Genomic DNA, 24,787 nt, shown 5'->3' on the forward strand with positions numbered 1-24,787 from the left:
AAAGTGAAGAATAAGTTAGTTTACACTTTTAATGCTTTATTTATCCTCCTATTTGGCTACTTGCTTTGCCTAAGCATTTTCAAACCACAAACTTTTACTTTTGAACATCCTTTTGTCTTAATAGTTCTTAGCGCTGCTGCGTTATTAGTTCTTATTGGGATTTTCCAGTTTAGTACTAGATTAAATAAAAAAGGAGATGGTTTTTTAACCATCTCTTTAGTGATTTTGATATTAGCAGTCCAAGTATATCTATTAGTTTCGCTGCAAATGAATTCATATGCGGATGCCTATGTAATTAAGGGCGAGTCTTTAAAAATGCTGGCAAATGGAGGACATGCTACTGGTCAAGAATACTTTATGATGTATCCAAATAATATCTTTATAACCATTATACGATACTGGTTATATGCTTTTGGAGGAATGCTTGGAGTTTCCAATGTATTCTTACTTGAAAGTGTATTTCTATTTTTATGTATGAATATTACTATTTTTGTATTGTTTTGGATTATTCGTAAAGAAAATGGTAGCAAATATGCGAATATTTATCTTATCATTATACTATTTTGTGTTCCATTACTAGGTTACATTTGGTATTTTTATACTGATACTCTAGTCTTGCCTTTTGCTTCCCTTATTACTTTATTTTATTATTTATATACGAAAAATAATAAATGGTGGTATTTTATTATTATCGGGTTATTGTTTGCCGTTGGGTATCATATTAAGCCAAATATCATAATTTTATTGCCAGCGATGATTATTCATCAATGTTTCATAAGAAATTGGCGTAAGGTCTTGCTAAATACAATGGTGTTAGCGATTTTCTTTGTAAGTTTAAATGCTGTTTTCACGCCATTATCTAATCATTATGGATTTAAGAAAAATTTGGCTATAGAATTTCCGCAAACGCACTGGGTGATGATGGGGCTTGGTGAGCCAGCAGGTCGTTACAATAGTGAAGACGTGGCTTTTACAAATCAATACAAGACAAAAGAAGAGAAACAAGAAGCGAATATAGAGAAAATAAAAGAACGACTAAAAGAGCATGGGCCCATTGGACTTGCAAAATTATATAATAATAAAATGATAAACACATGGACAGATGGTACACGCGCTTATACGTGGTACACGAATTCTGCATTAGATTATCCAGCTTCATTTGATTATTTCTTTGGAGATAAGCGCTTTTTTACAGAGTTCGCTGCCCAAATGTTCCATATCATTAATTTACTGTTAATATGTTTAGGTGCGTTACGTTTTTATAAAAAAAGAGAACTTGATATATCTTTCTTTATAAATATCACCTTAGTTGGTGTCTGGTTATTTCATTTAATCTGGGAAGCAAATCAGCGTTATATATTATTTGTAACTCCATTAATGATTGTGTCTTCTATTTATGGATTTAAGTTTATTATAGAAAGTTTATTTACAGAAAAAGTAGTTTTAAAAGATAAGTTAAAAAAATCTTTCTTAATTACGAGTTTCCTTATCTTTTTGTTAAGTAGTGTTTTTCTTGCGTTTGGTGGAAAAATGATTGCGACTGATAAACAAGATATTAATCATTATATTGTTAAGCAAAGTTATGCTCATATAGCGTTACCAGTTAATAATAAACAAACTATTTCACAAGAATTTACATCTGATAGTCCTTTTAACTCAATTGACATATATGTGATGAAAAAACCGGAAGCTAGTAGTTCATATCGAATAAAAGTTATCAATGAAACTAATGACACTATAATTTATAATCAAGAGAAAAAAGGTACAGATTTTCCAAATGAGGCTTACCTTAAATTGAGCGTTAACGATAATCCTAAAGGAAATAATAGGTATCGCATCGTAATCTCAGAAGTAGAAAATAGCCATCCAAATCAACCTTTAGTTTTAGGAACCTATTTTGATAATGATTTAGACCTTTACCCATATGGCGATTTGTACGTTAATGATGACAAAAAAGAATACCAAGACATAGGCTTTTTTGTTACAAATACAACCTCAAAACCATTAATGCCAAAATATGCATATATTATGTTTGATTTATGTATCATGCTTGTTTTTGCAGGAACGTATTATGTTTTTAAAAGAAGACGTTAATACTATCCAATATTAGGTTATGTATATAAACATGGAGAACATCTAATTAACATGTGACATATATTTTGAATTAGGGAGAGTCTATAAATGAGTAAAGATTCAAATAAAATAATTGAACAAAGCCGAGAAATAGGAATAAGCATAATTATGCCACTTTATAATGTGGAAGAAGTAATACTTGAAACTCTCGAAAGTATTCATGAGCAAACTTTTGATAGTTATGAAGTGTTATTAATTGACGATGGTTCAACAGATAAAACAATAGAAATTGTAACCGAATATATAAAAGATAAGCCACGGTTTAAATTATACACTCAACCAAACGGAGGACCAGCTTCTGCAAGGAACCATGGTTTACGACTTGCAATAGGTATGTATATTTGTTTTGTTGATAGTGATGATATACTGCCTAACTATTCCTTACAACTAATGTATGATGGTGCTATTTCTACAGGGGCAAAACTAATTACTGGAGCAACCAAACGTTTTAATTCAGAGGGCGAATGGTTTATACCAATGCATATTCAATATAATATTGCTAAACCAGGAATGAAAACCTTATTAAAAAATCCTGAGTTGTTTTATTCAATTGGACCATGTGCGAAATTGTATCACCATTCACTAATTGATGGCGTATTTTTCCCAGAGAATATTCGCTACGGGGAAGATCAACCGTTTGTTTTACATGCTTTATTGCAAGCCAAAGATATTTATACAGTAGAAAAAGTTGTTTATTATTATCGTTTACGCGATGGTGAATCGCAATCATTAACGCAATCAGTAGATAAAGATCCAATTCGTATTTTAAAGTCTGTTTTCCAGATTTTTGACTATGGTGAAGAAGAACTGAAAAAAAACAACACTGATTACGAGGTTGCTTTAAAATATTATCAACGCGTTTCTAGTGTGGAGCTTTGGGGAGCGTTACGAGCAGCAATAGAAAGCAAAAAAAGTGAGAACCAAAAAATTGCTTTTACAATGACTTTAGACTGGTTGAAAACAAAATCAGATGACTTTTTAAATATTATCCCTTCATTTAGATACTTCTTGTTATTTAGTAGTATTGAGCGTGTACGTTATATAACGAAAGACAATAAAGAAAACTATCGTAATTTAATTGGTTATTTATGGAGCCGACAAGGGGAAGAAGCTAAAATTGCATTTAGAAAAACTTACCCAATTCCCATGAAGGCTGCTCTACAAATAATTGAAAATAATAATTGGCGTGATGCTCGTAAAATTTCATTTAAATTTATTGTTCGACGCAAGTTTAAAGCTCCAATTTTAATTCGTAAAATAAGTAGAGGGATTATTTTTAGAATTGCTACATTAATGCCACGGAAGAAGAACCAAGTGATATTAGCTACAGAACGTAGCACCACTTTGGAAGGTAATTTATTAGCAATTTATGATTATATGTTTTATAACAATATGCCTCAAAAAGTATATGTGTTTTTACGAAAAAATCGGAATTGGTTTGAAATGTTTCAGCTATATTATACGCTGGGGCGAACGAAAACAATTGTTTTAGATGATTATTACAATAAAATTTACGGTTTGAAATTTAACAAAAATACACATGTTGTGCAGTCATGGCATGCAACAGGCGCATTTAAGAAATTTGGATTTAGTGCGCTGGAAGGTACAGATGCAAATACAGAAGAATTTGAAACTCGTGCGCATTCCCCTTATACTGATGTGCTTGTAAGCTCAGAAGGAATTATTCCGGAATATATGGAAGCTTTTAGAAAACAAGCTAATCAAATTAAACCAATTGGTGTACCTCGAACTGATGTGTTTTTTGATGATGAATATGTGAATTATACAAAAGAAAAATATATGAAAATGTATCCGCAATTGCGCGATAAAAAAATATTGTTATATGCACCTACTTTCCGTGGTGGACCGAATGAGCGTTTTAATTATAGTGTAGTTCTTGATATTGCAGCGTTGAAAAAAGAACTTGGCGATACTCATATCTTAATTTTGAAATTCCATCCGGTTATTAAAAACGTTTCATTCAATGTAGAAGAAGATGATCCGTTTATTTTGAATTTAACGCTAAATAATGATATTAATGACTTAATGTTATTCAGTGATGCGCTTATTACTGATTATTCTTCTGTCATTTTCGAATTTAGTTTGATGAACAAACCGATTTATTTCTTTGCCTACGATATTGATGATTATCTTGATGAACGTGGTTTCTACTTTGATTATAAAGCGACCATTCCTGGTGAAGTGTTTAGAGATACACCATCGCTTATTGAAGCGGTTAAAAGTGGTCTATATAATTACGACGAGTTGGAAATCTTTAAAAAGAAATTTGTTGGTAGTTTGGATGGGAATTCAACGAAACGTTTTGTTGAGACTTATATTGGAAAAGCGAATGAGGAAGTGAAGGATATATGAGTATAGTAATAGAACAACTCGTTGTAAAGGAATCTAGTGGTAAATGGGGAAGTCCTCATCTTTTAGAACAAATAAAAAATAATATTTCTATGTCAAACGCTGATTTTTTAATTATTTGTTCAAAACCTGAAGAAAACATCCTTTCACAAATTCAAGACTATATTGCTCGCTTCCCCGAAAACATGGTTGGAGCAGATATTCATTTATTTAGTCAAAATCCTGTATTTTTACAACATCTTCGTAAATTACCAAATGAAGATAGTTACGAAATGACTGGCACACTTCAATTCTTAGCTGAATTAACACCAAATCCAACTAGTACGTATTTAGAACGTGATCCTCATATGCTCCTAGAAGAAATGGGACAATACCAATTATATAATGTATCCTTTTTGAAAAATTATTTTGAGGAGAGGATAAACGAAACAACTTTGATTGATATTTTTCATCAGGCAAAAATGGTTTGGAAGCACAGTGTTTTAGAAGAAACAAAAATAAACGAGGCTAAAAATCAAGTTGCAAATAATTATAGAATAACAGATATGGTTGATTGCTGGGAATTTTATCGAAAGTTAGAAAATAACTACACAAGTTTAAGACTGGAACTTCTTGATTTTGATAAGAACTTGTTTAATTATTTGATTCGTACTAAATTAGGTCCAACTTTCCAAAAGCAATTAATGTCTGGAAATCTTACCGAGGCAACCGAGGCAATTGAGGCCCTTACTGTTTTTCTAGAAGATAATGATAAGCATCTTGTAAGTGAACTTGTTTCCTTAGGATATTTCTATCTACAAGTACCAGTGAAAGAATATCCTGAGTGGGGTAATAATAAAGCGTTTAGTAATGCGTATTTAAAATTCTTAAAGGTACTTTTTGAAAAAATGCATTATCAAACAAAACAATATAATTTAAGATTTTATCGACGCGCGACAAACGCTGTCTATAAAGCAGTTGGTTTAAATTCTTTAAAACCGATTGCTAAGTGTTACAAACTTTATTTTTAAGTTGATGCAAAAAGAGAGCTGACAAATGAAAAAATGTCAGCTCTCTTTTTTTTATTTTTTATCGTTTTTATGCACTTGTTGGTATAAATCGTCAATTAATGCTTTGACATCCTCTTTGATTTCTGGATGTTTTAGCGCGAATTGCATTGTAGTTTGAATAAAACCGAATTTATCGCCAACGTCAAAACGTTCGCCTTCAAAGTCATAAGCAAATACGCGTTGTACTTCATTTAGGCTATTGATTGCGTCTGTTAATTGGATTTCGCCGCCTGCACCAGGCTTTTGAGTTTCTAAGAAGTCAAAAATTTGTGGTGTTAGTAGGTAACGACCGAGAATTGCTAAATCGGATGGTGCTTTGGCAGGATCTGGTTTCTCAACAAAACCTTTTACATTGTATAAATTCTTATCGTATTCATTAATTGGATCAATAATACCGTAACGATATGTTTCCTCATGTGGCACAGTTTGTACGCCAATTACAGAACTATGTGTTTTTTCGTATTGATTCATCAATTGTTTGGAACAAGGGATTTTGGATTCTACAATATCATCACCTAACATAACGATAAATGGCTCATTCCCAACAAAACCTTTTGCTTGAAGGATGGCATCACCAAGTCCTTTTGGTTTTGCTTGACGGATAAAGTGCAAGTTAATGTTAGTTGTTTGCTCTACAAGATGTAATAACTCTAATTTGTTTTTTTCACGCAAATTATTCTCAAGTTCAGGCACGGAATCGAAATGGTCTTCGATAGCGCGTTTTCCTTTACCAGTTACGATTAAGATATCCTCTATACCCGAGGCAACAGCCTCTTCCACTATGTATTGAATAGTTGGTTTATCCACGATAGGTAAAATTTCTTTAGGCATTGCTTTAGTTGCTGGTAGAAAGCGTGTTCCTAATCCAGCAGCTGGGATTACAGCTTTTTTTACTCTCATATTTAATAATCTCCTTCTAATCTATAATTCAAGTAGACTCACCTAATTATACGCTAAGCTTCTTTGAATTTACAAGTTTTTATCGGCAAAGGAGATAAATTTCAAAAGTTTTGTTAAAATGATATTGAAAATAGATATTCGCTTAGATAGAAGCTAGTTTGTTAGACAAGTTTTGTGTTATAATATAACAGGTTAATATAAAAAACAGTTAAAGGAGATTAGAGGATGATATACGCTCAAATTTTAGCTGGAGGAAAAGGTACGCGAATGGGTAACGTTAGCATGCCGAAACAATTTCTACCTCTAAATGGTAAACCAATCATTGTTCATACAGTAGAAAAATTTATTTTAAATACACGATTTGATAAAATTCTTATTTCTTCACCTAAAGAATGGATGAATCATGCTGAAGATAATATTAAAAAATATATTTCTGATGATCGAATTGTCGTAATTGAAGGCGGAGAAGACCGTAATGAAACAATTATGAACGGAATTCGTTATGTCGAAAAAACATTTGGTTTAAACGATGAAGATATTATCGTAACACATGATGCTGTGCGCCCATTTTTAACGCACCGAATTATTGAAGAAAACATTGATGCTGCGATTGAAACAGGCGCTGTAGATACTGTTATTGAAGCACTTGATACAATCGTTGAATCAAGTAATCATGAGTTTATTACAGATATTCCTGTCAGAGATCAAATGTATCAAGGGCAAACACCGCAAAGTTTCAATATGAAAAAAGTGTATAATCATTATCAAAACTTAAGCGCAGAGAAAAAACAAATTTTAACAGACGCATGTAAAATTTGTTTGCTTGCTGGCGATCAGGTGAAGCTTGTTAAAGGCGAGATTTTCAATATAAAAATTACAACTCCATATGATTTGAAAGTAGCGAATGCGATTATTCAGGAGCGGATAGCCAATGATTAATCAAGTATATAGACTTGTGTCAGAGAGACAGTTTGAAGTTGCCAATGTGGACGAATCTTTAGCTGGTGATGTGGTCGTTGTTAGACCTACTCATTTATCTATTTGTGCGGCAGACCAACGCTACTATACAGGTTCTAGAGGAAAAGAAATGCTTTCTAAAAAACTTCCAATGGCGCTTATTCATGAAGGCGTTGGCGAAGTCGTTTATGACGCAACAAAAGAGTTTAAACCTGGAACAAAAGTTGTCATGATTCCGAACACACCATTTGAGAATGATCCAGTCATTGCTGAGAACTATTTACGTTCGAGTAAATTCCGTTCTAGTGGTTATGATGGTTTAATGCAAGATTATGTATTTATGCGTCGTGACCGGGTTGTTGCATTACCTGATGACATCAATATGAAAGTAGCGGCATTTTCTGAGCTTATTTCTGTTGCTGTACATGCGATTTTACGTTTTGAAGGAAAAAGTAACGCTAACCGTGATAGCTTTGGCGTATGGGGTGATGGAAACTTAGGCTTTATCACTTCCTTATTATTAAAAAATTGGTATCCAGAAAGTAAAGTTTACATTTTTGGAAAAACACCATATAAATTAGACTTCTTTTCTTTTGTAGATGGCGCATATTCGATTGATGATGTACCAGCTGATTTAGTCATTGATCAAGCTTTTGAATGTGCTGGAGGAATGGGTAGTCAGTATGCAGTCAGTCAGATTATTGATGTAATTAAACCTGAAGGAACTATTTCGTTACTAGGAGTTTCTGAGTATCCGATTGAATTTAACTCACGTATGGTACTCGAAAAAGGGCTTACAGTTTACGGAAGTAGTCGTAGCGGCCGGGTTGACTTTGAAAAAACAGTAGAATTTCTATCCACGAACAAACGCGGGGTAGAATATTTACAAAACCTAGTTGGTGAAGTGCATACGGTGCATTCGATTCAAGATGTAATCGAAGCCTTTGAAGCTGATTTACGTAGTCCATGGGGCAAAAGCGTTATGGAGTGGAAGATATAATAAAACATTGGGGAGTTTAGGCTATACGCTTATGAATTTGTTTGCTAAAGTATATTTAGGAAGCAAGGCAGTCGAGAGGAAATTCGGCGTTCATATGCGAGACCTTAACTTCCCAGTTTTATATGGAGAGGGAAAAAAGAATGAAATTTGCGATTATAATTCCTTTTTACAATGCGGAAAAAAGGTTGGCTTTATCCATAGATAGTATAATTAAGCAGACTTACAGCTTTTTGAAGCATGTGGAAGTTCTGCTTATTAATGATGGGAGCACGGACCGTAGTAGTGCGATTGCTCATAGCTATGCCGAAAAATATCCGAGTAATATTCGCGTTTTTGATGTCCCGAATGGTGGTCCTTCTAAGGCGAGAAATATTGGAATACATAATGTACAAGAAGACACTGACTTTGTAGGATTTTTAGATGCAGATGATCTGTTATCGCCAAATATGCTTTTTAGTATGGTGAACTTCCTAGAAAAATCAGCTGTTAATATGCTTGTCCCAGCTTTTTATTATTTAGATGATTTTGGGAAAAAACAAAAAATTTCTCCACATAAATTAAATGACCGTTTCACAAATGGAAATCGAGTTGTAGCGATTGAAAAAGAACCGCAAGCAATTCATTTTTATATTGGCGGTACTTTTTTTCGTTTCGAAAGTTTGAAGCAATTTGCCTTTGATGAAACGCTTAAATTTGCGGAAGATCAGCTTTTAATTACGAAATTTTTGCTTGAAAATAGAAGTTACGGATTGATTGCCGATGCTGGTTACTATTACTATCGTGATTTAAAGCAAAAAGGTTCTTTAGTAAGTTCAGCTTGGAAGCAACCGGAAAGATATACGCCATTTTTACAAAAGGTGTACCAAACTTATTTAACAAACTCTAAAGAAATTTTTGGCGAAGTGATTCCATATGTGCAGTATTTAATCGCGTACCATGCCAAGTTGTTTTTTTATAAAGAAAACATTTATTTTAAAGAAGTATTAAATGAGCAGGAACAAGAAATCTTTGTGCGTGAATTACAGAAAATATTACAAGAAGTTGGTCCGGAGATGATTGTAGCACTGGATACACCACTTGTTGTAAAAGAAATGATGCTTTCAATTTTGCGAAACGGCTGGCCAGTACAGTTTAAGACGGCAGAATTAGAAGAAGTTCCGCTTGTCACAGTAAAAGAAAATTACCGTCCTGGAAAAGCTGTAACAGTGGAACTCTTACTAGAAGAGGCGCGGGAAACTTTATCAGATGGCGGAGAATTCTTTGCTAATACATCTGTAGGTACGGCGCAAACAAAAGTAGTAAAACGAAAAACAGCCCAAACAATTTGGGATATTGTTGTTCGTGAAGAGGGGACACTTGAAAAAGTGATGACACGGTTAAAACCATATCAATTGAAAGTCCAAGTGTTTTACCAAGATAAAAATCAAAAAATAACAATGATAGATTTAAATGTCATCAAGAGTGTGTTAGGAAAATTAAAAAGAAATAAAGCTTTAAAGCGAAAGTTTAAACAGGGGGGAGTATCCTGATGAAGTTTGTACAAAAAATATATTATTTCCTATTTAAGCTAGTAGGATTTTTACCTCGAAGAAAAGAATTAGTGATGTTTGAAAGCTTTTCTGGGAAGCAATATAGTTGTAATCCACGTGCTATTTTTGAATATATGGAAGAGCATAATCCAGAATACGAGTTGTTGTGGAGTGTAAATCCGAAGTATGTTGATTTGTTTGAAGCGCACGGGGTACCGTATGTTAAGCGTTTTTCTGTTAATTGGTTGTTTAAAATGGGCTTAGCTAAATATTGGATTTCTAATAGTAGACTGCCGCTTGAGCTACCAAAACCGAAAAAAACTATTTATGTACAAACGTGGCACGGAACGCCTTTGAAAAAACTAGGTGTCGACATCGATGAAGTACATATGCCTGGCCAAACAACCGAACAATACAAGGCTGATTTTGTGAAAGAGGCGCAGAAGTGGGATTATTTAATTTCACCTAATGCGTATTCTAGTACGATTTTCAGACGTGCATTTGGTTTCACTGGGGAAATGATTGAGTCTGGCTATCCGAGAAATGATATTTTATTTAGTGCGGATAAAGAGTTGAAAATCGCTAATATCAAAATGGCCTTAAATATTCCAGAAGATAAGAAAGTTATTTTATATGCGCCAACTTGGCGTGATAATGATTTTTACGAAATCGGAAAATATAAGTTTGATTTAAAGATTGATATTGCCAAAATGCAAGAAAAATTCGGTGATGAAGTCGTTCTGTTAGTTCGGATGCATTATCTCGTAGCCGAACATTTTGATTTCACGCAGTATGGTGATTTTGTACGAGATGCTTCCAAACATGAAGATATTAGAGATTTGTATTTAGTGAGCGATTTATTAATTACTGATTATTCTTCCGTATTTTTTGATTATGCTAATTTAAAAAGACCAATGTTGTTCTATACGTATGATTTGGCTGAATATCGCGATACACTTAGAGGCTTTTACTTTGACTTTGAACAAAATGCCCCAGGACCACTTGTTGAAACGAATGATGCTTTAATGGCAGAAATAGAAATCATGCTTGAAAATCCGCCTCAAATTGCAGATAGCTTTTTAGAACAATTCTGTACTTGGGAAGACGGGCACGCAGCAGAGAAAACAGTGAAAAAAGTTTTTGCTGAAAAATAGGCGGTGGGAATATTGAAAAAAATAGCAATTTATATGTATATGCTTGCTGTTAAAATAATTGGATTCTTGGCGAGCCTTTTACCAGTTCAGCAAAAAGTTGTTTTTCTTATAAGTTTTGAAGAAAATCCCACTGCGATTATTAAGCAAATGAAACTGTCCAATGTCACCCCGAAAACAATTGTCTTCTATGATCCTAGAGTAGACGTATCAAAGTTATCTTTAGACTTTATAAAAGTAAAACCGAAGACACTGCAACAATTTATTCCATTAATGTTTCACCTCAATACGGCAAAAGTAGTTGTCACAGATAATTATTTTGTGGAATTAGCTGGCTTGAAATTACGAAATGGCGTAAATTGTATCCAAGTTTGGCACGCAAACGGTGCGCTTAAGAAATTTGGCTGGGAAGATAAAGCAGCGCAAAAAAGGTCAGATCGGGATAAGAAAAGATTTCAAGAAGTATATAAACGTTTTACAAAAGTACTTGTTGGTTCTGATGAAATGGCATCAATTTTCAAAAAATCATTTTTACTAGATGAATCGAACATGTTGAAACTTGGTGTTCCACGGACTGATTATTTCTTCAAAGAAGCGCAGTTACAAGAAAATTATCAGTGGTCATACGAGCATTTACATTTAACAAACAGAATTAAATTACTATATGCGCCGACTTTTCGGGATAATGAATTGGGAATGGCAAAGTTACATTTAGATATTGCGGAAATGAAACAAGCCTTAGGAAATGAATATCAATTGATTTTAAAATTACATCCTTCTATTAGTAATGATTTAGAGAAACTAGATGATGATTTTGTCATTTATGTGGATAAAGAAACGCCGATTGAAACGTTACTACCAGTTGTGGATATTTTAATTACTGATTATTCTTCCATTCCGTTTGAGTTTGCTTTACTTCAAAAACCAATGATTTTCTTTACGTATGATTTAACGGAATATGATAATGCTAGAGGACTTTCAGATGGCTTTTTAGAAACCATTCCTGGCCCCCATGTTTTTACAACGACTGAGCTAATTGAAGTAATACAAAATAATACGTTTGATTTGGAAAAAGTTCGATTATTTGCTGAGAAATGGAATAAATATTCGGATGGATTTTCAAGTGAGCGTTTTGTATCCTTTTTAAAAGAACAGCTTGAAAAGTAGCACTGCTAACAAGTAGAGAAATTTTTGTTTTCTTGATATACTACTAAAGAAAGTAGGTGGGCTGATGAAGAAAGTAATTACATATGGCACATTTGATTTAATTCACTGGGGGCATATTCGTTTATTAGAACGAGCAAAAGCTTTAGGTGATTACCTTATTGTAGCCATTTCAACCGATGAATTTAATCGAATCAAACACAAAGAAGCATACCATAACTTTGAACATCGCAAATTAATTTTAGAGGCAATCAGATATGTCGATGAAGTGATTCCAGAAAGTAACTGGGAACAAAAATTAGAAGATGTTAAAAATCGTGATATTGATATTTTTGTGATGGGTGATGATTGGGAAGGCGAATTTGACTTCTTAAAACCTTATTGTGAAGTTGTTTATTTACCACGGACAGACGGTATTTCTACTTCCAAGATTAAAGATGATTTAAAATAGTCGTAGCACAAAACAGGCAGACCGGTAATGTTCAATTATTAGGTGGTAGGCTTGTTTTGTGCTATTATTATGTATAAATAATAACGCAAAGAACTAGTTATGATAGGAGCAGAAGAAATGACAAATTTATTTCAAGATGATAGTCTAACGCTGCATACAGACTTATATCAACTAAATATGATGAAAGCGTATTTTGACGATGGACTTCATGAGCGTAGATCGGTATTTGAAGTGTTTTTCCGAGACATGCCATTTGATTCAGGTTTTGTTGTATTTGCTGGACTGGAACGAATTATTAATTATATGCAAAATTTACGTTTTACAGAAACGGATATTGCTTATTTACATGATGAACTTGGGTTTGACGGACCTTTCCTCGAATATCTACGTAATTTTAAATTTAAAGGAAATATTCTTGCTGCAAAAGAAGGGGAATTCGTGTTTAAAACCGAGCCAATCCTTCAAGTAGAAGCAAGCTTGGCAGAAGCACAATTAATCGAAACAGCTTTGCTTAATATTGTGAATTTCCAAACGCTAATCGCTACAAAAGCTGCGCGAATTCGTTCTGTTATTGACTACGAAACGTTTGCTGAATTCGGAACAAGACGCGCGCAAGAAATGGATGCAGCTATTTGGGGCACACGAGCGGCTTACATCGGCGGTTGTGATTCCACAAGTAATGTTCGAGCTGGAAAGATTTTCGGTATTCCTGTGTCTGGTACGATGGCACATGCGATGGTTCAAGCCTACCGCGACGAACTAGAAGCATTTAGAAGTTACGCAAAAACGCATTTTGATTCGATTTTCTTAGTAGATACATACGATACGCTAAAATCCGGCGTACCAAATGCGATTAAAGTAGCGAAAGAAATGGGCGATAAAATCAACTTTATCGGCATCCGCCTAGATAGTGGCGATATGGCTTTCCTATCTAAAAAAGCGCGCCAAATGTTGGATGAGGCTGGTTTTACAGAAGCGAAAATTTTTGCTTCAAGTGACTTAGACGAACATACTATTTTATCCTTAAAAGCGCAAAAAGCGAAAATTGATTCTTGGGGTGTGGGTACGAAACTTATCACGGCCTACGATCAACCAGCGCTGGGAGCAGTTTACAAAATGGCGGCGATTGCTGATGAAAATGATATTTTACAAGATTCAATTAAACTTTCTAGTAACACTGAAAAAGTTTCAACACCTGGTAAGAAAAAGGTTTACCGGATTATTACGAATGAAGATGGCTTAAAAGCAGAAGGCGATTATATTGCTTTAGCGGATGAATCACTTGAAAATGTCGACAAACTAACGATGTTCCACCCAGTTCATACGTATATTATGAAGACCGTCGAGAATTTCACTGCTCGCGAGTTACTTGTACCGATTTTTAAAGATGGGGAACTTGTTTATGACATGCCGACTTTAGATGAAATTAAAGCATATAAAGAAGAAAACTTGGCGCTGCTTTGGGATGAGTATAAACGAACTGTTCGTCCAGAGCAATACCCAGTTGATTTAAGTGTAAAATGTTGGAAAAACAAGATGCGTAATATCGAAAAGGTACGTAAAAGTGTCCAACTTCATTCACCAGTTGAACTAGATATGCCGTTTTAGGAGGAATTATAATGGAAATCAGAGAAAGAATTTTAGCAGATATGCAAGTGGCAGAAACAATTGATGCACACGAAGAAATCCGGAAAAGTGTCGAGTTTTTAAAAGCATATTTAAAAAAGAATACGTTCTTAAAAAGCTTTGTTCTGGGGATTTCTGGGGGACAAGATTCGACTTTAACTGGAAAACTAGCACAGATGGCGATAAGCGAATTACGAGCGGAAACAGGTGATGATGAGTACCAATTCTTCGCTGTGAGCTTGCCATACGGAACACAACTAGATGAATCGGACCGTCAAGATGCACTTGATTTTATGGCACCAGATAATCGCTTAACCGTGAATATTAAAGCTTCGGTTGATGCGAGTGTTGCGGCGCTTGCGGAAGCGGGAGTTGAACTATCTGATTTCGCTAAAGGTAATGAAAAAGCGCGCGAACGGATGAAAGTTCAATACGCGATTGCAGCGATGCACAAAGGCGTCGTTGTTGGAACCGATCACTCCGCGGAAGCAGTTACTGGCTTTTATACGAAATACGGCGACGGGGGAACGGATATTAATCCACTGTTCCGCTTGAATAAAAGACAAGGCAAGGCGCTTCTTAAAGAGCTTGGCTGCCCAGAACATTTATATTTGAAAAAACCGACTGCGGATTTAGAAGATAATAAGCCAGCACTTCCTGATGAAGTCGCGCTTGGTGTAACTTATGACCAAATTGACGATTACTTAGAAGGCAAAGAAGTTCCAGCAGATGCTGCGGCAAAAATTGAGAATTGGTTTATTAAAACCGAACATAAACGCCATATGGCAATTACTATATTTGACGATTTCTGGAAATAGGAGGCTGTTTAAATGAAAGTTGGTTATGGTTTATTAACTGCATTTTATACACATCCAGGAGAAAAAGATAATTTAGTTAAAATTTTGCTTGAAGCGGCTGAAGGATTGGATGATTACAACACGTGTATTCAGTATATTGTCAGCGAATCTGAAACCGAGCCAGACACGGTGTTTGTTTCTGAAATTTGGGTTGACAAAGGGCACCATAAAGCATCTCTTGATAACCCAGCTGTACAAGAAACAATTAAACGCGCCAAACCTTTAATAAAAGATATAAAACAAATACAAGAATTAGACATACTCGGTGGAAAAGGCATATAGATGATAAAACATGAATGATTCTAGGACTCTCCTGGAATCATTTTTTTGGAGGGATGACAAATGCAAACGTTGATGATTGTTTGTGCTGGCGGTGCGACGTCAAGCTTAATGGCACAAAATGTCGTGAAAAGCGCGACATCAGAAGGAATGGACGCTGTTTTACTATTTCCAGATGACGTAAAATACAAAGATAGTTTTCTCGAGAAATATAGCGAGCGGGATCTGATTGTCGTGATGGGTCCAGTCGGCGCAATTACAGCCGGGAAATTCCGTGATTACAAAGAGCAAGTCGATGCCGTTTTAGTAGCACCACAAGTGAAATATATGTACAAAACAGTGGAGGAAGTATTAGGCGAACTAAATATTCCTTGCGCTAATATTGATTCACTCGATTTCGGTCGGATGCGCGGAGATAAGATTCTCACGCAAGGTCTAGCCTTAATGGATGCGAAAAATTCCAAATAAGGTGTTGCAACTTTAGAGGGGAAACGTTAAAATGAAAGAAGATGAAAAGGACAAGTGATTTGTCCTTTTCTTATATTATTGTGAAGTAACCGCGATTTTGCGGTTTCATTTTATAGATAAGGGTGGTTTTGTTTAAAATTATGAAAGACTTTACCGAGCAAGAGAAAATTATCGTTCTAGATTTTGGTAGTCAGTACAATCAACTAATTACGCGCCGCATTCGTGAATTCGGTGTGTATAGTGAATTACATCCGCATACTATTACAGTTGAAGAAATGAAAGCACTAAATCCAACGGGGATTATTTTTTCAGGAGGACCTAACAGTGTGTATGACGAAGATGCCTTCCGCGCAGACGAAAGAATCTTTGACATGGGAATTCCGATTTTAGGAATTTGTTACGGCATGCAATTAATGACAACGCACTTCGGTGGCAAAGTAGAACGTGCGAAAGACCGCGAATACGGGAAAGCGGACATTCACGTTGAAAACCCAAGCCGTTTATTTGCTGGACTACCAACCGATCAAGTTGTTTGGATGAGTCATGGCGATTTAGTTGTCGAGGAACCAGCTGGATTTGAAGTAACAGCTACTAGTAAGTCTTGCCCAATTGCAGGTATTGCGGACGAAGATCGTTTGCTTTACGGCGTGCAATTCCACCCAGAAGTACGTCACTCAGCTTACGGCAACGAATTACTGAAGAATTTTGCATTAAACATTTGTGGCTGTAAAGGCGACTGGACAATGGAAAACTTTAGTGAAGTAGAAATCGCTAAAATCCAAGAAATCGTAGGCGACAAAAAAGTCTTGCTTGCACTTTCTGGCGGCGTAGATTCCTCTGTTGTTGGTGTGTTAATTCATAAAGCAATTGGCGACCAATTAACATGTATTTTCGTTGACCACGGACTTCTTCGCAAAGGGGAAGCTGACCAAGTAATGGCAACATTACAAGGCGAATTCAACATGAACATCATCAAAGTAGATGCGAAAAAACGCTTCATGGACAAACTTGCTGGCGTTTCCGATCCAGAACAAAAACGTAAAATCATCGGTAACGAATTCATTTACGTATTCGACGACGAAGCCAACAAACTAGACGGCGTAGAATTCCTTGCACAAGGAACACTTTACACAGACATCATCGAAAGTGGTACAGCAACTGCCCAAACAATCAAGTCTCACCACAACGTTGGCGGCTTACCAGAAGATATGCAATTTAAACTAATCGAACCATTAAATACACTTTTCAAAGATGAAGTTCGCGCACTAGGAACAGAACTTGGCATGCCTGACGCAATCGTTTGGCGCCAACCATTCCCAGGCCCAGGCTTAGGAATCCGCGTTCTTGGCGAAATTACGGAAGAGAAATTAGAGATTGTTCGCGATTCTGATTACATCTTGCGCGAAGAAATCAAAAACGCAGGCCTAGAACGCGAAATCTGGCAATACTTTACTGCTCTTCCAAATATCCGTAGCGTTGGTGTTATGGGTGATGGTAGAACGTATGACCATACTGTGGTTGTTCGTGCAGTGACGAGTATTGATGGTATGACAGCCGATTGGGCACGTATTCCGTGGGATGTACTGGAGAAAATTTCGGTACGGATTGTGAATGAAGTGGATCATGTGAATCGTGTTGTTTATGATATTACGAGTAAGCCACCAGCTACGGTTGAGTGGGAATAATTAAAGAAACCGTGAAACTATTGATATCAGAGGGTTTCACGGTTATTTTTTGTTTTATGCAACCATTTTGCAACCAATAGTTCAAAAATTGACCAGTTATTTAATTCTATTGAATGATTATAATAATTAAGTAGGAGGTAATCTATGTGAGAAAAAAATTAATTGAACAGATTTTAATATCACCTTCACCTTTTTCTATTTTCGAAGAAAACTATAATGAATTGAGAAATACTAGATTTTTATTATTTGATAACAACTCAAATAATTTTGGAAAAAAATTTCAAAAAATGGAATTTAATAACTTTACAATTTCTCCATTAGCAGAGTATCACAATACAATGGTTCTTGATCAATATACTGTAAAAGAATCAAGGGAATTAGAAGTAGTTCATTGTGTAGATTTTGATTCAAACATTATTAGTAACTTAAGAAAACTTTTTTTCCATACTAATTACAGTAACGAATACTTAATAAAATTACTTTTATATGTGAAAAAAGAACGTATACAGCCTAATTGTTCGCCCTATTTAATAGAATGTGCCGCAAATAATTTTAATTTGGATAAACAAGATATTTATGAAAGTTTATTATCCTTCTCACTATTGGAAAATACGAATATTGAACAATTGATAACTAACCATCTAAATAAAGAACCCTCATCAACAGATTATTTAGACACAGATGAAAGATGGCGATCTTTAATTGAACTAAAAAAATATGCAACTAAAGAATATATCCCAAGATACTATTATATCTATTGTTTATTATTGAAGATGTATTTTCTTAAGTTCTCTTCTAAAAAATCTGCAAAAAACAAACTCATTCAATTATTAGATAGTATTAATACAGAACTATTTAGTTATTGGGAAAATGAACTTGTAATTTGCTACTTATCATTAAAAGAAGACTCTAAAACTGATTCGTTTTTTGGTTCTGTAAAGCCCAATACAAAAGATATGTTAATAAAAATCCAAGGAATGGCTTGGGATTTATTTCATTTGCGATGTGCTCATGAACATATGGCAGAGCGTAATAATTATTCAAAACGTATTTTTTTACATTCATTTAGCTCAGAGGATAAAGGATTAAACTCAATTATTAGATTAAATCCAATAAAAAGAATTGCATTCGATGGTAAGGATGTTTATACTCACCATAGATATACCATATTTAATATGTGTCCTGAAGTAGATGTATATACGATTCTAAATGAATACACACATCATAGAAACAAAATGTGCAAAGAAACAAATTACCAAGAACTATCCAAAAAATTAGAGTTTGAACTCCTACATCTATCATCACGATAGTTCGCATAGAAGGTAAAGCTATCTTCTATGCAATTTAATTTTCTATTAATTAATCTACTTTGAAATCGATACTTTCTCCTCATTTTTAAGCTTTTCAATTTTTTCTCTAACTTACTTACATCTCTAAAATAACTTTCATTTATGGGCCCCTCTTACGCAGTTTTTATGAATTCCCCATATGTTACTGAAAAAGGTTTAAGATTTATTGATTCAATGAAGCCGCTTAGGATGAACAAAAAAAATCAAATGGAACAAAAGAGAGTATTTTTAGAGCGAGTAGAAAATAAAGATGAGGATTTAAATATTTCAAATTATAGGGTTGATTCGGATGATTATTTAGAGATAGTTAAATTGGCTATTGAAGAGGAATTAGTTTTAGGCATATGTATAAAGTATGCTTCTAATAAGGGAATAGTAATACATTCTAATGCTCATTTGAGTTCAAAAGGAATTGAATATTTAGATAATCCTGATTTAGTGGAGACAGAAAGTAAAGTAAACGTTGCTCCTTCTCAAGTAATTAATATTTATGGTGGAGACCAAAGGGGCGCTGGTTTTGGAATGAATGCCACTATTAATAATAATTTTGATAATTCTCTTGAGGAACTTGGTGCTTTTATTTCTAGACTTTCTGAAAATGAGCAAAAAGAAGCGAATGAAATATTAGATGCAATTAAGAATGGGGATATTAAGCCAGGTATGCTTTCTAGGTTCTCTACTTTCCTTGAGAGCCATCCTAATTTAGGCGCTTATACTGGAAAAGCTATTGTTTGGGCACTAACAAAATTATAAAATTAATAATAGTATGCTAATATTAATTTTGAAAAATAAAATGGGTAGATTTGAATAATAGTAGTAAAATTAATCATTAGTGCTTAATAACACAACATTAAAAAAGCTAATAAATAAAAGGTCTCATATTTAAATTTTGAGATCTTTTTTTATAGTTTTTATCGATTCCTAAAAGAATTTTCTAATTGATATATCCGTCTAAGTAAAATCTCCTATTGTTACTAAATGACAGCTCGTGTAAATATCATTATAATAGAACCATGATACAAACTTCACATACAGAAAGGGAAAACAACCATGACAAAAATTCGTATTAATAAAGAAAAAATGAATAATCATGCTACAACCCTAGGTGAGAGTGCGGGAAAGTTAGATTACTATCCTTTGAAAAATGAAAACATGAGTTATACGCAAACTAATTCTATCCACCTTTTTCGGGAATCATTACTTGAACTACTTGAAGGCATCGAAAATTTAGGATCTGTTGCGCAAGATGATGCTACTCGAATCAAGCAAATGGGGGAAGCTTTTGCAAAACAAGATAAATCCATCAGCCAGAAGATGAATTTGGAGGTGCGTTAAGTGGATAAACGTACCCAAGAATTAGGTGAAATAAAAAAAGAGATGGAGCGAGAAGATGACGCTCTATACGCTATTAAAAATAAAATTAGACATTTAGAGGATGTGGAAGAAGATATTCATCAAGCTAGACGTGAAATGGATGACATCCTTTATCATATGAAAGAAGCTTGGCGAGGAGAACACGCAGAGGATACTTTTTGGCAAATAGAAGACGAGGTAAATCATTACAACCGGAAAACTGCTTGCATGACTACCGATATTCAAACCGAACTAAATAATGAGCAAAAAAAGCATCAACAAAATCTCCACGCGCTCGAAACTAAACAACAGGATATCACAAAGGAGATGCGTTTATGACTCGAATAGATATTGCTGAAGTAAATCATTTTTCACATGAATTAAAAATAGCCAATCAACAGGCTAAAACACAAATTACGGCAATCCAAAATGCTATCATTGCTTATTTACAAGATGATTCGCTCTCCGGAGAAGCAATTAGTGCGTCTAAAGGATATTATGCAGCGACTTATTTACCGCTTTGTGCTTCTATCAAACAAGCACTACATGTCAGCGAGGAATCTTTAAGGAAATATATTACCGACTTTCACAGTCAAGTAGATAGTTCTCCAAGTGCAAAAATTGATGCAGAAGGTCTGTATGAATTAGATCAGAAAATAAATCGTTTAGAAAATAAATTAGAACACATTCAATTAGAATTAAGTTCGATGACAGCAGTTTCTAGGCAGGGCGAAATTAATGCGCTTCAAACGCAAATATTTGCCAATTATAAAAAAGAACAACTTTTAGAAAAATTTCTTGATTTTGAACGTGCTCATAGTCATTTTTTTCAAGAATTAAGTGACTTAGCTCGAGCAATCAATCGTGGTGTGCGTGATATTCAGGCGAACATTTCTTTTAATAGCCAAACTGGGATGTACAAAGTAGATAAATTAAATGCTTCAAACTTTGAACGACTTGTGGATTTATACGCTTCTCAAAAAGCAATAGATGACAAAGTAAAAGCTATGGAAGATATTGGAATGCTTCCTTATATTCCAGAAGGAAATCGTGCCGGATATGTTACAACTAATGGCAAACTAAATACGGAAGCGACGTTAGATTTAGTTAACCAACAGATGATTTATTGGCAAAATGAAACCGGTATGCGCGAGTTGTTTGGCGTTGGAGCTTTTTATCGAGCAGTTTATGGTTTGGATGCAGTTACTGCTGAAAGGATTGGTGGCGGACAAAGGCTAGTGGATGGCTCAACGGTGTTTTTACAATATGTTGGAGCTTTTGGAGTGAGTGGTTTTTATGCTGAGTTTGGGCAAGTACGAAAACTTGATTATTTGCCTACCTCTGGCATAAAGTTAAAAACGAGTCCATGGGAGACCACGACGGTTTTAGGGACTTTTAAAGATGATACAAAATATGTTCTTGAAGAATTAGGTAATATCAAATCAACTGATTTTAGTATGAAAAAAAATCGTTTTAACTTATTGAATACTCCTGATGACCTATATAAGACACCGAATCAATTTTGGGCAGAATATAATCAACCTTGGTTAGATAAAGTAATTGCACGAAATGATGATGTTATTTTATCTACAGAACCAATTGAGGATAATTTGTATAGGATTAATAGGGAAACTGGATTAAAAGAATTAACTGGTTTTGGTAAAGAATATAATTATTTACTTGAACATGGTTATAAATATGATTCAAAATCATCTAAAATGATTAAAAAATAGGAGAGTGATCAATTGGATTTTTATAAAGAAGTTGAAAAAATATTCAAAGGATATGAGCAAAATTATCAATTGAAGCTAACTAAAATAGATAATAATGAAGTTGCTTTCATCGGAGAAAATTATGCTTTAGGTATAGGATGGAGCACGGATGGGGTGGATTTACATTATTTCAAACTAGATAATTCGACACTCAGTAAATTTAGTTTAGATAATTTATTAAACAGAAACCTAACTAAAATCGAACGAGAAGGAATACTTCCCAGCACAACAATTTACGAGAAAATAATTAATGAATTAATAATCTGCGAAAGAGGATTCAATAATCATTTTCAAGAATTGCTACAGGGTGAAACATTAAGCGGCTATGGAAATAAAGAATTTGTTTCGAATTTGGAGAAGAGTATTATTGAACGTGAACTATTGACTCGATAATAATGCATATTAGGAGAACCGCATTATTTCTATGAATTTGATTGCATAAAATCTTAATACAAAAATAACAAAGTTGGTGGATTTAATGGAGTTTAAGCACGAAGTAGAAAATATCTTTGCGGATATAATTCAAGAATATCAATTTAACTTAATTAAAGTAAATGAAGACGAAATATTGTTATTACACCCTAATTATGCTCTAACTATATGGAAAAGTAGAGAAGGTATTGATGTTTATTATCTGTTTCTTCATAGCTTAGAAAAAGTGAAAATAACCAATTTCTTATTTTCAAATTATGAAAAAGATTTGTTAGCCAATATAACTCCTGCCAATAATTTGACCAACCAAATTTCTAATAGCTTACTTATTCATGCGAGAGGTTTAAGCAAATATTTCCCTGAATTGTTATCTGGTCAAAATGACTGGGTAAAGGAGTTTAAAGAGAATAAGTTTTATAATGAGCCGAGAGCTATTAACAAAGACGAGTATTCAGCCTATCAAACTATTATAAAAAATATCAATGGCAAAAAAATTGAAGGATTTCAAAATGAAATATGAAGCAGATTTTATAAATAGATTCAAATCATTAATAGAAGAATTCCAGTTAAATTATAAAGTTATATCTGAAGAGGAGCTAGCACTTTTTGGTTCTAATTTTGCGCATGTTTTTTTGATTCATTTTGATGAAGTTTCTTTGAATTATGTATGCCGTGATAAAGATAATTCACTTGTTAGTTATGATGTATGGTCTTATTTTTTGCATGTCTTTGATGATAAAGATAGGGAGAATTTGCCAAAATATAATTCTGTGCAGGAACGGGTTGATATTTCGTTTTTAATACTTGCAAGAGGTCTTCCGCGTCATTGGAGTAGTGTGCTAAATGGAGATGACAAGTGGTTGGAAGATTATAAGCAGTATGAATTAGCCCGTGTTCCTAGAAAAGTAATGGGGGACTTGAAGGATTGTTTGAGTTTATATATTTAACCAAGAAATGTTGAGAATGTAACAGCAAAGAGGAGTTCAACCATGAAAATAGACGGTAACTCAAAAGAAATAATCCTTAAAAAAGTGAATTTCTACTCCATAATAATTTTAAATTAATAGAAATAAAAATAACGGATGTCACAACTTATTAATTAGAAAAGCTCATAAAATCTCTTTTTATTTCACAAACAATAATGTACTATGAAAACATGGGAGATTCAAATACGAAAGGAGAAAAGAAAATCAATCATACACAAAAGGGTAAAATTGATTTCACTTTCTTTGTGTTTATGCTTTAAAACCTTTAACAATTAAAAAAACATCATGGGATTTTTGTATTTAGGACAACAACGTATAAACAATAGTGTAATCCAGCACAATAATTTTAAAGGAGCGTAACTTTATGAACGAATTTCCAGTTGTATATGAACCAGAGTATATGACAATTTATTTACTTGTTATCATCGGTGTCTTTTCTACAACATTGGCTTTATCACTTGAAAAATATAAGTTCACTTTAGCGGGAAAAGCGTTGATTGGGATGTGTTTTATTTCTCTAGCTGTGTTATTTATATATGTTTTAGAGTTAGCATATCTTTCGGATACAGCTGATTTGTTATTTCATACAATCGGTGTTTGGGAAGTAGTGCTTTTCACACATCCATATATTTTCTTAATACTTGCAATCTTGCTCGGTGGGGAAAAGAAACCGCCACATGTGCCCAAACCTAAAAAATAAACTATCTAAGTCGGCGGAATGGGAAGATGGTTTTCCTCTAGGATTGTGAGAACGGTATAATCAGCTAGCTGAATCAGTGGAAAAGTAAGCTTGATTCGGTATTATTCAAAAAGGAATTTAAAGTCGAAAATCGTTTGATAGGTTTTCGGCTTTTTTATTATTGATGCTTTGAAAATATTAAAGCAGATTAGGAGGAATAATATGAAGTCGCAGCAGACCTTTATGGTAGAGGTTACCTTTTATTCTAGTGCAAGAAAAACGGTTCCGGAAGCGGGGTATCGGCCGCATTTTGTGATGGAGTTGGATGAGGATCGGGAATATTTAGGAGTTGAAATTTATGATATAGAAGTGGATACGCTGGATTCGGTGGGGTATGCAATGTGTTCTTTTTTATATGAACAAGAGGGCGTTGGTTATAGTAAGATTCAGCCAAATAGGTCTTTTATGGTTATGGAGGGCGCGAGTGTTGTTGGGAGAGGGAAGATAGTGTCGTTTCATTTGTAAATGACAGTTAAATTGATTTATGCGTTTTACACAGTATAATTAAACTATAAACCTATCAAACGAAAAATGATG

At 34.2% G+C, this 24,787-nt stretch carries 25 protein-coding genes and 1 pseudogene; 25 read left to right on the forward strand and 1 reads right to left on the reverse strand.

What is annotated here, in order from left to right:
- Positions 1-3 precede the first annotated feature (3 nt).
- The 3 genes from PQQ29_RS05690 (at position 4) to PQQ29_RS05700 (ending at position 5,513) form a co-directional block, all read left to right on the forward strand.
- Positions 4-2,094, forward strand: coding sequence for a glycosyltransferase family 39 protein (locus PQQ29_RS05690; protein WP_010990739.1), 2,091 nt, complete (start codon positions 4-6; stop codon positions 2,092-2,094).
- An 87-nt stretch (positions 2,095-2,181) separates the two neighbouring features.
- Positions 2,182-4,506 carry a bifunctional glycosyltransferase/CDP-glycerol:glycerophosphate glycerophosphotransferase gene (locus PQQ29_RS05695; RefSeq protein ID WP_112119758.1) on the forward strand — a complete coding sequence of 775 codons (2,325 nt, stop codon included), beginning with the start codon at positions 2,182-2,184 and terminating at the stop codon, positions 4,504-4,506.
- Positions 4,503-5,513, forward strand: coding sequence for a hypothetical protein (locus PQQ29_RS05700; protein ID WP_187984088.1), 1,011 nt, complete (start codon positions 4,503-4,505; stop codon positions 5,511-5,513). The genes PQQ29_RS05695 and PQQ29_RS05700 overlap by 4 nt, the downstream gene beginning before the upstream one ends.
- 51 nt (positions 5,514-5,564) lie before the next feature.
- On the opposite strand, the gene galU is transcribed toward PQQ29_RS05700, so the two are convergent.
- Complete coding sequence (gene galU / locus PQQ29_RS05705) at positions 5,565-6,452, reverse strand: UTP--glucose-1-phosphate uridylyltransferase GalU (RefSeq protein WP_010990742.1); 888 nt, start codon at positions 6,450-6,452, stop codon at positions 5,565-5,567.
- Positions 6,453-6,677: 225 nt separating this feature from the next.
- Between galU and PQQ29_RS05710 the strand changes: the two genes are divergently transcribed.
- The 22 genes and pseudogenes from PQQ29_RS05710 (at position 6,678) to PQQ29_RS05810 (ending at position 24,715) form a co-directional block, all read left to right on the forward strand.
- Positions 6,678-7,391 carry an IspD/TarI family cytidylyltransferase gene (locus PQQ29_RS05710; protein ID WP_003766398.1) on the forward strand — a complete coding sequence of 238 codons (714 nt, stop codon included), beginning with the start codon at positions 6,678-6,680 and terminating at the stop codon, positions 7,389-7,391.
- A complete protein-coding gene (locus PQQ29_RS05715) occupies positions 7,384-8,409 on the forward strand; it encodes a ribitol-5-phosphate dehydrogenase (RefSeq protein WP_003761653.1) in 1,026 nt (341 codons plus the stop codon). Before PQQ29_RS05710 ends, PQQ29_RS05715 begins: the two co-directional genes overlap by 8 nt.
- Before the next feature lie 140 nt (positions 8,410-8,549).
- Entirely contained in the window at positions 8,550-9,938 is a 1,389-nt protein-coding gene (locus tag PQQ29_RS05720) for a glycosyltransferase family 2 protein (protein WP_187984089.1), read from the forward strand.
- Positions 9,938-11,092 carry a CDP-glycerol glycerophosphotransferase family protein gene (locus PQQ29_RS05725; RefSeq protein ID WP_003761659.1) on the forward strand — a complete coding sequence of 385 codons (1,155 nt, stop codon included), beginning with the start codon at positions 9,938-9,940 and terminating at the stop codon, positions 11,090-11,092. Before PQQ29_RS05720 ends, PQQ29_RS05725 begins: the two co-directional genes overlap by 1 nt.
- Before the next feature lie 12 nt (positions 11,093-11,104).
- Positions 11,105-12,256: a CDP-glycerol glycerophosphotransferase family protein gene (locus tag PQQ29_RS05730; protein WP_187984090.1), complete on the forward strand. Its 1,152-nt coding sequence runs from the start codon at positions 11,105-11,107 to the stop codon at positions 12,254-12,256.
- 64 nt (positions 12,257-12,320) lie between these two features.
- Positions 12,321-12,704, forward strand: coding sequence for a glycerol-3-phosphate cytidylyltransferase (gene tagD, locus PQQ29_RS05735; RefSeq protein ID WP_003724631.1), 384 nt, complete (start codon positions 12,321-12,323; stop codon positions 12,702-12,704).
- A gap of 117 nt (positions 12,705-12,821) precedes the next feature.
- Positions 12,822-14,312, forward strand: a complete 1,491-nt coding sequence (locus PQQ29_RS05740) for a nicotinate phosphoribosyltransferase (protein ID WP_187984091.1) — start codon at positions 12,822-12,824, stop codon at positions 14,310-14,312.
- An 11-nt stretch (positions 14,313-14,323) separates the two neighbouring features.
- Positions 14,324-15,148: an NAD(+) synthase gene (gene nadE, locus PQQ29_RS05745; protein ID WP_003761669.1), complete on the forward strand. Its 825-nt coding sequence runs from the start codon at positions 14,324-14,326 to the stop codon at positions 15,146-15,148.
- A gap of 12 nt (positions 15,149-15,160) precedes the next feature.
- A complete protein-coding gene (locus tag PQQ29_RS05750; protein WP_003771336.1) occupies positions 15,161-15,469 on the forward strand; it encodes a putative quinol monooxygenase in 309 nt (102 codons plus the stop codon).
- Positions 15,470-15,529: 60 nt separating this feature from the next.
- On the forward strand, positions 15,530-15,934 hold the full coding sequence (locus PQQ29_RS05755; protein ID WP_010990747.1) for a PTS sugar transporter subunit IIB: 405 nt from the start codon (positions 15,530-15,532) through the stop codon (positions 15,932-15,934).
- A 128-nt stretch (positions 15,935-16,062) separates the two neighbouring features.
- Positions 16,063-17,619 (forward strand): glutamine-hydrolyzing GMP synthase, encoded by a 1,557-nt coding sequence (gene guaA / locus PQQ29_RS05760; protein WP_010990748.1) that lies wholly within the window; start codon positions 16,063-16,065, stop codon positions 17,617-17,619.
- 146 nt (positions 17,620-17,765) lie between these two features.
- Positions 17,766-18,929, forward strand: a complete 1,164-nt coding sequence (locus PQQ29_RS05765) for a hypothetical protein (protein WP_010990749.1) — start codon at positions 17,766-17,768, stop codon at positions 18,927-18,929.
- A 228-nt stretch (positions 18,930-19,157) separates the two neighbouring features.
- Positions 19,158-19,721 carry a hypothetical protein gene (locus PQQ29_RS05770; RefSeq protein WP_233444724.1) on the forward strand — a complete coding sequence of 188 codons (564 nt, stop codon included), beginning with the start codon at positions 19,158-19,160 and terminating at the stop codon, positions 19,719-19,721.
- A 297-nt stretch (positions 19,722-20,018) separates the two neighbouring features.
- A complete protein-coding gene (locus tag PQQ29_RS05775) occupies positions 20,019-20,303 on the forward strand; it encodes a DUF3130 family protein (RefSeq protein ID WP_010990751.1) in 285 nt (94 codons plus the stop codon).
- Complete coding sequence (locus PQQ29_RS05780) at positions 20,304-20,660, forward strand: hypothetical protein (RefSeq protein ID WP_010990752.1); 357 nt, start codon at positions 20,304-20,306, stop codon at positions 20,658-20,660.
- Positions 20,657-22,054 carry a T7SS effector LXG polymorphic toxin gene (locus PQQ29_RS05785; protein ID WP_187984092.1) on the forward strand — a complete coding sequence of 466 codons (1,398 nt, stop codon included), beginning with the start codon at positions 20,657-20,659 and terminating at the stop codon, positions 22,052-22,054. The genes PQQ29_RS05780 and PQQ29_RS05785 overlap by 4 nt, the downstream gene beginning before the upstream one ends.
- Before the next feature lie 12 nt (positions 22,055-22,066).
- A complete protein-coding gene (locus tag PQQ29_RS05790; RefSeq protein WP_010990754.1) occupies positions 22,067-22,486 on the forward strand; it encodes a hypothetical protein in 420 nt (139 codons plus the stop codon).
- Between the two features lie 85 nt (positions 22,487-22,571).
- On the forward strand, positions 22,572-23,045 hold the full coding sequence (locus PQQ29_RS05795) for a hypothetical protein (RefSeq protein WP_010990755.1): 474 nt from the start codon (positions 22,572-22,574) through the stop codon (positions 23,043-23,045).
- Complete coding sequence (locus PQQ29_RS05800; protein ID WP_010990756.1) at positions 23,035-23,472, forward strand: hypothetical protein; 438 nt, start codon at positions 23,035-23,037, stop codon at positions 23,470-23,472. Before PQQ29_RS05795 ends, PQQ29_RS05800 begins: the two co-directional genes overlap by 11 nt.
- A 42-nt stretch (positions 23,473-23,514) precedes the next feature.
- Positions 23,515-23,615 (forward strand): annotated as a pseudogene (locus PQQ29_RS14455) (hypothetical protein); the annotation flags it as partial.
- A gap of 260 nt (positions 23,616-23,875) precedes the next feature.
- On the forward strand, positions 23,876-24,211 hold the full coding sequence (locus PQQ29_RS05805; RefSeq protein ID WP_010990757.1) for a hypothetical protein: 336 nt from the start codon (positions 23,876-23,878) through the stop codon (positions 24,209-24,211).
- 201 nt (positions 24,212-24,412) lie between these two features.
- Positions 24,413-24,715: a hypothetical protein gene (locus PQQ29_RS05810; protein ID WP_010990758.1), complete on the forward strand. Its 303-nt coding sequence runs from the start codon at positions 24,413-24,415 to the stop codon at positions 24,713-24,715.
- Positions 24,716-24,787 lie beyond the last annotated feature (72 nt).

The sequence above is a fragment of the Listeria innocua genome, from assembly GCF_028596125.1.
In the GTDB taxonomy this organism is placed as follows: domain Bacteria; phylum Bacillota; class Bacilli; order Lactobacillales; family Listeriaceae; genus Listeria; species Listeria innocua.

Bases quoted from the DNA above. Each gene is read 5' to 3' on its own strand.
- PQQ29_RS05695 (WP_112119758.1), top strand. From the start codon at position 2,182: ATGAGTAAAGATTCAAATAAAATAATTGAACAAAGCCGAGAAATAGGA.
- PQQ29_RS05700 (WP_187984088.1), top strand. From the start codon at position 4,503: ATGAGTATAGTAATAGAACAACTCGTTGTAAAGGAATCTAGTGGTAAA.
- galU (WP_010990742.1), bottom strand. From the start codon at position 6,452: ATGAGAGTAAAAAAAGCTGTAATCCCAGCTGCTGGATTAGGAACACGC.
- PQQ29_RS05710 (WP_003766398.1), top strand. From the start codon at position 6,678: ATGATATACGCTCAAATTTTAGCTGGAGGAAAAGGTACGCGAATGGGT.
- PQQ29_RS05715 (WP_003761653.1), top strand. From the start codon at position 7,384: ATGATTAATCAAGTATATAGACTTGTGTCAGAGAGACAGTTTGAAGTT.
- PQQ29_RS05720 (WP_187984089.1), top strand. From the start codon at position 8,550: ATGAAATTTGCGATTATAATTCCTTTTTACAATGCGGAAAAAAGGTTG.
- PQQ29_RS05725 (WP_003761659.1), top strand. From the start codon at position 9,938: ATGAAGTTTGTACAAAAAATATATTATTTCCTATTTAAGCTAGTAGGA.
- tagD (WP_003724631.1), top strand. From the start codon at position 12,321: ATGAAGAAAGTAATTACATATGGCACATTTGATTTAATTCACTGGGGG.
- PQQ29_RS05740 (WP_187984091.1), top strand. From the start codon at position 12,822: ATGACAAATTTATTTCAAGATGATAGTCTAACGCTGCATACAGACTTA.
- nadE (WP_003761669.1), top strand. From the start codon at position 14,324: ATGGAAATCAGAGAAAGAATTTTAGCAGATATGCAAGTGGCAGAAACA.
- PQQ29_RS05750 (WP_003771336.1), top strand. From the start codon at position 15,161: ATGAAAGTTGGTTATGGTTTATTAACTGCATTTTATACACATCCAGGA.
- PQQ29_RS05755 (WP_010990747.1), top strand. From the start codon at position 15,530: ATGCAAACGTTGATGATTGTTTGTGCTGGCGGTGCGACGTCAAGCTTA.
- PQQ29_RS05770 (WP_233444724.1), top strand. From the start codon at position 19,158: ATGAACAAAAAAAATCAAATGGAACAAAAGAGAGTATTTTTAGAGCGA.
- PQQ29_RS05775 (WP_010990751.1), top strand. From the start codon at position 20,019: ATGACAAAAATTCGTATTAATAAAGAAAAAATGAATAATCATGCTACA.
- PQQ29_RS05785 (WP_187984092.1), top strand. From the start codon at position 20,657: ATGACTCGAATAGATATTGCTGAAGTAAATCATTTTTCACATGAATTA.
- PQQ29_RS05795 (WP_010990755.1), top strand. From the start codon at position 22,572: ATGGAGTTTAAGCACGAAGTAGAAAATATCTTTGCGGATATAATTCAA.
- PQQ29_RS05800 (WP_010990756.1), top strand. From the start codon at position 23,035: ATGAAATATGAAGCAGATTTTATAAATAGATTCAAATCATTAATAGAA.
- PQQ29_RS05805 (WP_010990757.1), top strand. From the start codon at position 23,876: ATGAACGAATTTCCAGTTGTATATGAACCAGAGTATATGACAATTTAT.
- PQQ29_RS05810 (WP_010990758.1), top strand. From the start codon at position 24,413: ATGAAGTCGCAGCAGACCTTTATGGTAGAGGTTACCTTTTATTCTAGT.